Annotated in this window: 3 protein-coding genes; all 3 read left to right on the forward strand. The window is 74.8% G+C overall.

Translation table 11 applies throughout. The annotated features are described in order from the left end of the window. Nucleotides 1–3,506: SDR family NAD(P)-dependent oxidoreductase (locus tag ABTY15_RS39005; protein ID WP_350607206.1), on the forward strand; the 3,506-nt coding region annotated here is incomplete at its 5' end. A 275-nt stretch (nucleotides 3,507–3,781) separates the two neighbouring features. Further along, a complete protein-coding gene (locus ABTY15_RS39010; RefSeq protein ID WP_350607209.1) occupies nucleotides 3,782–4,900 on the forward strand; it encodes an agmatinase family protein in 1,119 nt (372 codons plus the stop codon). Nucleotides 4,901–5,251: 351 nt separating this feature from the next. Beyond that, the coding region (locus ABTY15_RS39015; RefSeq protein ID WP_502893690.1) for a type I polyketide synthase at nucleotides 5,252–9,465 on the forward strand (4,214 nt) is incomplete at its 3' end.

Below are 9,465 nucleotides of genomic sequence, written 5' to 3' on the forward strand. Positions count from 1 at the left end.
TCAGCCACGCCTTCCACTCCCCGCTGATGGACGGCATGCTCGACGACTTCCGGGCCGTCGCCGCCCAGGTGGCGTACGAGGCGCCGCGGATCCCGGTCGCCTCCACCCTGACCGGCTCGCTCGTGTCGGCCGAGCTGACCGACCCCGAGTACTGGGTGCGGCACGTCCGCGAGGCCGTCCGCTTCCACGACGCCGTCCGAACCCTGGAGACCGAAGGCGCCACCCGCTACCTGGAGCTCGGCCCCGACGGCGTCCTCAGCGCCCTCGGCCAGGACTGCGTCACCGGCACCGGCCCCGCCTTCCTGCCTGCCCTGCGCCGTGGCCGGCCCGAGCCCCGAGCCCTGGCCACCGCCCTCGCCGGACTCCACGTCCGGGGCGCCGACGTCGACTGGTCGGCGCTCCTCGCCGGCACCGGGAGTGCCCGCCGGATCGACCTGCCCACCTACGCCTTCCAGCGGGAGCGCTACTGGCTCGACGCCGGCCTGTCCGCCGGGGACATGGCCTCCGCCGGACTCGACCTGGCCGGTCACCCGCTGCTCGGGGCGGCCGTCGAACTCCCCGACACCGGAGCGCTGGTGTTCACCGGCCGGGTCGCGCGCTCGACCCAGCCCTGGCTGGCCGACCACACCGTGCACGGCTCGACCGTGCTGCCCGGCACCGCCCTCGTCGAACTCGCGCTCCGCGCCGGCCGCCAGGTCGGCTGCGAGCTCCTCGACGAACTGACCCTCGCCGCACCGCTGGTGCTCCCCGAACGCGGCGGAGTCCAGGTGCGCCTGACCGTTGCCGCCGCCGAGCCGGACGGCCGCCGCGCCCTGGCGCTGTACTCCCGGGTGGAGGACGTCCCCGCCGACGAGCCGTGGACCCGCCACGCCACCGGCCTGCTGGCCGACGGTGCCCCGGCCGACGGCCTCGACCTCACCGCCTGGCCCCCGGCCGGTGCCGAACCGGTCGACACCGACGGCCTGTACGCGGCGACCGCCGCGGCCGGTCTGGACTACGGGCCGGCCTTCCGCGGCCTGCGCCACGCCTGGCGGCTGGATGGCGAACTCTTCGCCGAGATCGCCCCCGAACCGACCGGCCGCGCACTGGAGACCGCCGCATTCGGGCTGCACCCCGCGCTGATGGACGCCGCCCTGCACGGCATCGGCCTCGGCGGCCTGGTGCCGGCCGCCGACCTGGACCCGGGCCGCCCCCGGCTGCCGTTCTCCTGGACGGGCGTACGGCTGCACGCCCCGGGCGCGGCCGCGCTGCGGGTGCGGCTCGCCCCGGCCGGCCAGGACGCGGTCACCCTGGACCTGGCCGACGAGCACGGCCACCCGGTCGCCACCGTCGACACCCTGGTGCTGCGCGCGGCCTCCGCCGAGCAACTGCACGCCGCCCGGGACGCCTTCCACGACTCGCTGTTCCGCATCGAGTGGACCGGGCTGCCCGGCGCACCCGCAGCCGTCGCCGACACGGCGCCGGACGGGCAGCCGTGGGCGGTGCTCGGCACCGCCGACGGCCTGGTCGGGCCGGACGGGCAGGACCTGCCCGGATACCCCGAACTCGCCGTCCTGACCGCGGCCGTGGCCGCCGGAGCGCCCGCACCGGCGACCGTGCTCGTCCCCGCCTTCCCGGCCCGCCCCGACGGCACACGGACCACTGAAACGCAGGCCACCGACGCCCCCGCCTCCGACACCCCGGAGGCGGCCCGCGAGGCCGCCCTCCGCGCGCTCCGCCTCGCCCAGCAGTGGGCGACCGACCAGGGCCCGGCCGACGCGCAGTTGGTGGTCCTCACCCGGGGTGCGGTCGCCGTCGGCGACGAGGAGGGCCTCGCCGACCCGGCACACGCACCGGTATGGGGACTGCTGCGCTCCGCCCAGAGCGAGAACCCCGGCCGGATCGTCCTGGTCGACCTGGACGAGGACGCCGACTCGGTCCGCGCTCTCCCGGCCGCCGTGGCCTCCGGCGAGCCGCAGCTCGCCGTCCGGCGCGGCACGGTGCAGGTGCCCCGACTGGCCCGCGTCCCTGTCGCCGCCGAGCCGGTCGCCGCCGAGTCGGTCACCACGGAGCCGGTCACCGCCGAGTCGGTCGCGGCCGACCATGGACAGGACCACCGCGGCACAGCGGCCTTCGCCCCGGACGGCACCGTTCTGGTCACCGGTGGCACGGGAGCGCTGGGTGCGCTGCTGGCCCGCCACCTGGTCACCCGGCACGGGGTCAGGCACCTGCTGCTCACCAGCCGGCGCGGCGCCGACGCCCCCGGGGCGGCGGACCTGGTCGCCGACCTGGCCGCGCTCGGTGCCGAGGCGACCGTCACGGCCTGCGACGCCGGCGACCGGGCGGCGCTCGCCGACCTGCTCACGGCAGTCCCCGCCGCCCACCCGCTGACCGGCGTCGTCCACACCGCCGGCGTCCTGGACGACGGCGTGGTGACCGCCCTGACGCCGGAGCGGCTGGAGTCGGTGCTGCGCCCCAAGATCGACGCGGCGTGGCACCTGCACGAGCTGACCGCCGGGCTCGATCTCGCGGCCTTCGTACTCTTCTCCTCCTCCGCCGGTGTGCTGGGCGGCCCCGGGCAGGCCAACTACGCCGCAGGCAATGCGTTCCTGGATGCACTCGCCCGGCACCGCAGGAACCGGGGGCTGCCGGCCGTCTCGCTCGCCTGGGGCCTGTGGGCCCTGGACGTGGACTCCGCCGGCCCGTCCGGCGGCATGTCCGGCAGCCTGGACGAGGCAGACGTGGCCCGGATGACCCGGGCCGGCTTCGCCCCGCTGCCCACTGCCGAGGCGCTGGACCTGCTCGACCGGGCGCTCGCGCTGCCGGACGCCCACCTCGTCCCGATGCGGTTCGACCCCGCCGCCGTCCGGGCCCAGGGCGACCCCGAGGCGGTGCCGCACCTGCTGCGCGGCCTGGTCCGACTGCCGGCCCGCCGCCCGGCCGGCGGTCCACGGACGGCCGCCGACGGCCGGGCCGGACAGCCGGTGCCCAGCACCCTGGCCGACCAGGTCCGCGGACTGCCGGACGCCGACCGCGACCGCATCCTGCTGGACGCGGTGCGCGCCCAGGTCGCCGGGGTACTCGGCTACGGCAGTGCGAGCGCCATCGAACCGGCCCGCGGGTTCGTGGAGTTGGGCTTCGACTCGCTGACCGCCGTGGACCTGCGCAACCGGCTCGGGGCGGCCGCCGGCCTGCGCCTGCCGGTCACGCTGATCTTCGATCACCCCACGCCGGCCGCCCTCGCCGCCTACCTCCGCGAGGAGACCCGCGAGCAGGAGGCCACGGCGGGCCCGGCGCTGCCGATCGGTGCGGAACTCGACCGCCTGGAGTCGATCCTCGCTGCGCTCACCCCGGGCGACGAGGAGCACCGCAGCGTCGCCACCCGGCTGCGCACCCTGCTGGCGATGTGGACCGAGACCCGGGCCGCGGCCACCGGTGAGCCGACCCGCGCCGAGGACACCGCACTCGACGGGGCCACCGCCGACGAACTGTTCAGCCTGCTCGACGAGGAGCTCGGCCTGAACTGACGCCCGCGCCCGCCGGGAGCCCGCGCGGGCTCCCGGCGGGCGCGGACACCGCCCCGCCGCCACCTCCTGCCTGCGCACCGAAGGTAGGGGTCGGCCCCGGCGACCTAGGGGTCGGGTAGTGGCGGGCACGGGTACTGACGGAATTTCGGCCGACCTAGGCTCGATCCGCAGCGACCCGCGTGCAGGCCTGCGCCCCGTCGAGCGGCGCGACACTCCGCGCCCCACACCGTCGCGACGCCCGCGACACCCGCCCTGCCATGCCACCGAGGAGACGCGTGAACGACAAGCCCGAGATCCCGGAGTTCCGCCTGGAGGTCGACCGGTCCGCGGCTCCCGCCCGCGAGCCCGGGCCGATCGACCTGCGCCGCTACTACGCGCACCCCGCGTACTCGGGGCTCGCCACCTTCATGGGCGTCCCGTACTGCCTGCACCAGGAGGACCTGCGGGCCGGCAACGTCGACGTCGCCGTGCTGGGCATCCCGCTGGACTCCTCGGTCGGCCACCGCGGCGCCGCGTACGGGCCGCGCATGATCCGCGCCGACGAGCGCTACATCTTCAACACGCCCGAAGCGATGATCAACGCGAGCACCCGGATCAACCCGTTCGACGTGCTCAACGTCGTGGACTACGGCGACGCGGCCGTGGACGCGTTCAGCACCCCGAACTCGATCGGCCCGATCCGCTCCCTGGTGCGCGAGATCGCCGAGGTCGGCGCCGTCCCGATCCTGCTGGGTGGCGACCACTCGCTGCTCTGGCCGAGCGTCGGGGCCCTCGCGGACGTGTACGGCCCGGAGAAGATCGGCGTCATCCACTTCGACGCCCACCCGGACTGCCACGACAGCCAGCTCGGCCACCGTGCCACCCACAGCACCCCGATCCGCCGCATCATCGAGGACGAGGGGGTGCCGGCCGGCAACGTCGTCCAGGTCGGCGTGCGCACCGTCACCGGCCCCGACAACCAGCTCTTCAACTGGATGCGGCGCCAGGGCATGAAGACCCACTTCATGGCCGAGATCGAGCGGATCGGCTTCCACGCCGTGCTCGACAAGGCCATCGCCGAGGTCCAGGAGAACGCGGAGTTCGTCTACCTCTCCCTCGACATCGACGTCCTCGACCCCGTCTACGCGCCCGGTACCGGCACCCCCGAGCCCGGCGGCCTGACGAACCGCGAGATCTTCCCGGCCTTCCGCCGGATCTGCCACGAGACCAAGGTCATCGGCATGGACGTCGTCGAGGTCGCCCCGCACCTGGACCCCGGCTACTCCACCACCATGAACGCCCGCCGGGCCATCTTCGAGGGCCTCACCGGCCTCGCCATGAACCGCCTGAAGATCGCCGGACCGAACTACCTCAACCCGATCGTCTCCGGCCAGGTGAAATTCCCGATGGGATGATTCGCGGCCGGTCCGGCGGAATTGCCCCGGATATCCCCGCGCCCGGCTAGGGGGAGGTTAGGGGATGCCTCCCGCGGAACGCCGCTGCTAGCGTGGCGGCGAACAGGAAATTACCGTGGCCCCGCCGGAGAATTCCACCGGCCGGGGCGACTCGAAATCCGGCGGACCGGTGCGCGGAAACCGGAACCGGAAACGCCGGGGCAGATTCCCTCCCGGGTCGGTGCGGAGTTTCGGGCGCACGTTTTCATCGCGAATCATCGGCGGCCGTGCCCAGGGCCCTCCGGACGTGCTCGGACGTTCCGGAAGCGGCCGGCACGGCCCCCACGACCGGGTTCAAGGGTGTGACAGCACGTGGAGAACGAAGAGAAGCTCCTCGACTACCTCAAGCGGGCGACCGCCGACCTGCGCGAGACGCGCCGGCGGCTCCGCGAGCTGGAGGACCAGGAGCCGGAGCCGATCGCCATCGTCGGCATGGCCTGCCGCTACCCGGGCGGAGTGACCTCGCCCGAGGAGCTGTGGCGGCTGGTCGCCGACGGCGCCGACGGCGTCTCGGAGTTCCCCGACGACCGCGGCTGGGACGTCTCCGCCCTGTACGACGAAGACCCCGACAGCCCCGGTACCTCGTACACCCGCGAGGGCGGCTTCCTGCACGACGCCGCCGACTTCGACCCGGCGTTCTTCGGCATCTCGCCGCGCGAGGCGCTCGCCATGGACCCGCAGCAGCGGCTGCTGCTGGAGACCTCCTGGGAGGCGTTCGAACGAGCCGGCATCGACCCGGAGTCCGTCCGCGGCAGCGCCACCGGCGTCTTCGCCGGCGTGATGTACCACGACTACGCCTCCCGCCTGGTCACCGTGCCCGAGGAGGTCGCCGGCTACCTCGGCAACGGGAACTCCGGCAGCGTCGCCTCCGGCCGCGTCGCGTACGCGCTCGGCCTGGAGGGCCCGGCGGTCACCGTCGACACCGCGTGCTCGTCCTCGCTGGTCGCCCTGCACTGGGCGGTGCAGGCGCTGCGCGCCGGGGAGTGCTCGCTGGCGCTGGCCGGCGGCGTCGCCGTGATGTCCACCCCCAACGCCTTCATCGACTTCAGCCGCCAGCGGGGCCTGGCCGCCGACGGTCGCTGCAAGTCCTTCGCGGCCGCCGCCGACGGCACCGGCTGGGGCGAGGGCGTCGGCATGCTGCTCGTCGAACGGCTCTCGGACGCCGTCGCCAATGGCCACCCCGTGCTGGCCGTCGTGCGCGGCACCGCCGTCAACCAGGACGGCGCCAGCAGCGGACTCACCGCCCCCAACGGTCCCGCGCAGCAGCGGGTCATCCGGCAGGCCCTCTCCGCCGCCCGGCTGACCGCCCACCAGATCGATGCCGTGGAGGCGCACGGCACCGGCACCCGCCTCGGCGACCCCATCGAGGCGCAGGCCCTGATCGCCACGTACGGCCAGGACCGGCCCGCGGACCGCCCGCTCTGGCTGGGCTCGCTCAAGTCCAACCTCGGCCACACCCAGGCCGCGGCCGGCGTCGGCGGCATCATCAAGATGGTCATGGCGATGCGCCACGGCGTGCTCCCGCGCACCCTGCACGTGGACGAACCCACCCCACACGTCGACTGGTCGGCCGGCTCGGTCCGCCTCCTCACCGAGGAGCGCCCCTGGCCGGAGACCGGCCGACCCCGGCGGGCCGCCGTCTCGTCCTTCGGCGTCAGCGGCACCAACGCCCACACCGTCCTCGAACAGGCCCCCGTTGCCACCGCGGCGGCGGCGCGCCCGGACGGCCGGCCCCGCCCGGTGCCGCTCGTGCTCTCCGGCCACGACGACGCGGCCCTCCGCGCCCAGGCCGAGCGCCTGCGGGCCCACCTGGCCGCCGACCCGACTCTCGACCCGTCCGACGTCGGCCTCTCCCTCGCCGTCGGACGCGCGGCGCTCAAGCAGCGGGCGGCGCTGGTCGGTGACGACCGGGCGCAGCTGCTGGCCGGTCTGGAGGTGCTGGCCGCGGGCGGCTCGGCAGGGGTTCGTGGGGTTGCGGGGACGGGCGGTCGCACGGCGTTCCTGTTCGCGGGGCAGGGGAGTCAGCGGGTCGGGATGGGTCAGGAGCTGTCGGAGGCCTTCCCGGTGTTCGCGGCGGCCTTCGACGCGGTGTGTGCGGAGTTGGATCCGCTGTTGGACCGTCCGCTGCGCGAGGCGATCGTGGATGCGGGGCTGATCCACGAGACGGGGTACACGCAGCCGGCGTTGTTCGCGTTGGAGGTGGCGCTGTTCCGGCTGGTCGAGTCGTGGGGTGTGCGGCCGGACTTCCTGGCGGGGCACTCGATCGGTGAGCTGGCCGCGGCGCACGTCGCCGGGGTGTTTTCGCTGGCGGATGCGTGCCGGCTGGTGGCGGCGCGTGGTCGGTTGATGCAGGCGCTGCCGCGTGGTGGTGCGATGGTCGCGGTGGAGGCGTCCGAGGCGGAGGTGGTGCCGCTGCTGACGGACGGTGTGGGCATTGCGGCGGTCAACGGGCCTACCTCGGTGGTGGTTTCCGGTGCCGAGGAAGCGGTCCTGGCTGTGGTGGCCGGTCTGGAGGGGCGGAGGTCGAAGCGGCTGACGGTCAGTCATGCGTTCCACTCGCCGCTGATGGACGGGATGTTGGCGGAGTTCCGTGCGGTGGCTGCCGAGGTGGCCTTCGCGGAGCCGCGGATCCCCATCGTGTCGACCCTGACCGGCTCGCTCGTCTCGGCCGAGCTGGCCGACCCGGAGTACTGGGTGCGGCACGTTCGCGAGGCCGTCCGCTTCGCCGACGCGGTGCACGTGCTGGAGGCCGAAGGTGTCCGGACGTTCCTGGAGCTGGGCCCGGACGGCACGCTGAGCGCGATGGCGCAGCCGTGCCTCGCCGAGGACACCGACGCCGTCCTCACCCCCGCCCTGCGCCGCGACCGCTCCGAGCCGCTGACCTTCACCACCGCTGTCGCCCAGCTGCACACGTGCGGAGTCAGGCCGGACTGGCAGGCCGTCTTCGCCGGCACCGGTGCCCGCCGGGTCGACCTGCCGACCTACGCCTTCCAGCGTGAGCGCTACTGGCTGGACAGCGGAGCCGATCACGCCGGGGACGTCACCGCGGCCGGCCTCGGTGCGGTCGCGCACCCGCTGTTCGGCGCGGCCGTGTCGGTGCCCGAACTGGATGGGCGGCTCTTCATCGGCCGGCTGTCCGTACGGACGCACCCCTGGCTCGCCGACCACGCCGTCGCGGGCCGGGTGGTGCTCCCGGGCACGGCTCTGGTCGACCTCGCCATCGCGGCCGGCGACCAGGTGGCGTGCAGCCGACTGGAGGAGCTCACCGCGGAAGCGCCCCTGGTGCTCCCGGTGACGGGTGCCGTCCAGCTGTGTCTGACGGTGGGGGCCCCCGACGAGCAGGGCCGCAGGCCACTGAGCCTGCACGCGCGGCCGCAGGACGACGGTGTCGACGACACCTGGCCCGACGTGCCGTGGACCCGCCACGCCACCGGCATCCTGGCGCCCGCTGCGCCCCCGGCCTCCTTCGACCTCGTGCAGTGGCCTCCGGCCGGCGCGGAGCCCGTCCCGGTCGACGGCCTGTACGAGGGGCTGGCGGCCGCCGGTCTCGAGTACGGTCCGGTGTTCCAGGGCCTGCGGTCGGCCTGGCGGCGGGACGGCGAGGTCTTCGCCGAGGTCGTCCTGCCGGCGGAGGCGCAGGCGGACGCCGCGTCCTTCGGCGTGCACCCCGCTCTCCTGGACGCCGCCCTGCACGCCGTCGGACTTGGTGGACTGCTGCCCGACACCGGGCAGGGCCGTCTCCCGTTCGCGTGGTCGGACGTGTCGCTGCACGCGTCCGGCGCGGCCGAGCTTCGCGTTCGCGTGGCCGTGGTCGGCCCCGACGCGGTGTCGCTGGCGATCGCCGATGCCACCGGCCGGCCGGTCGCCCTGGTCGAGTCGCTGGTCCTCCGTCCCTTCGCCGCCGAGAAGCTCGCGGCCCCGGGCGGCCATGAGTCGCTCTTCCGCCAGGACTGGGTACCGGTGGCGCTGCCGGCCGGCGGGCCGGCTGAGGCGATCGGAGTGCTCGGCGCCGACGGCCTGGGCCTGCCGGGCGCGGTTTGCTTCCCCGATCTGGCTGCCGCGGCGGCTGCCGCCGCCGTGCCGGGCACGCTGGTCGTCCCGCTCTTCGGGGCGCAGCTGTCCGCCGGGGCGGTGCGGGTAGCGGTGCGGGAGGCGTTGGCGCTGGTGCAGGAGTGGCTGGCGGCGGATGTCTTCGTGGATTCGCGTCTGGTGGTGGTGACGCGGGGTGCAACGGATGCCACCGATCTGCCGTCCGCTGCGGTGTTGGGTCTGTTGCGTTCGGCGCAGTCGGAGAATCCGGGTCGGATCGTTCTGGTCGATCTGGACGGCGATGCCGAAGTGGGCCTGTTGTCGCGGGTGCTGGAGTGCGGTGAGCCGCAGGTGGCGTTGCGTGGCGGGGTGGCGCTTGTGCCGCGTCTGGCGCGTGCCGCGGCGGGTGGTGGTGCGGCTCCGGTGCTGGATCCTGAGGGCACGGTGTTGGTGACGGGTGCGACGGGCACCCTGGGGGCGTTGTTCAGCCGTCACCT

This window comes from Kitasatospora sp. NPDC097643 (assembly GCF_040302625.1).
In the GTDB taxonomy this organism is placed as follows: Bacteria; Actinomycetota; Actinomycetes; order Streptomycetales; family Streptomycetaceae; genus Kitasatospora.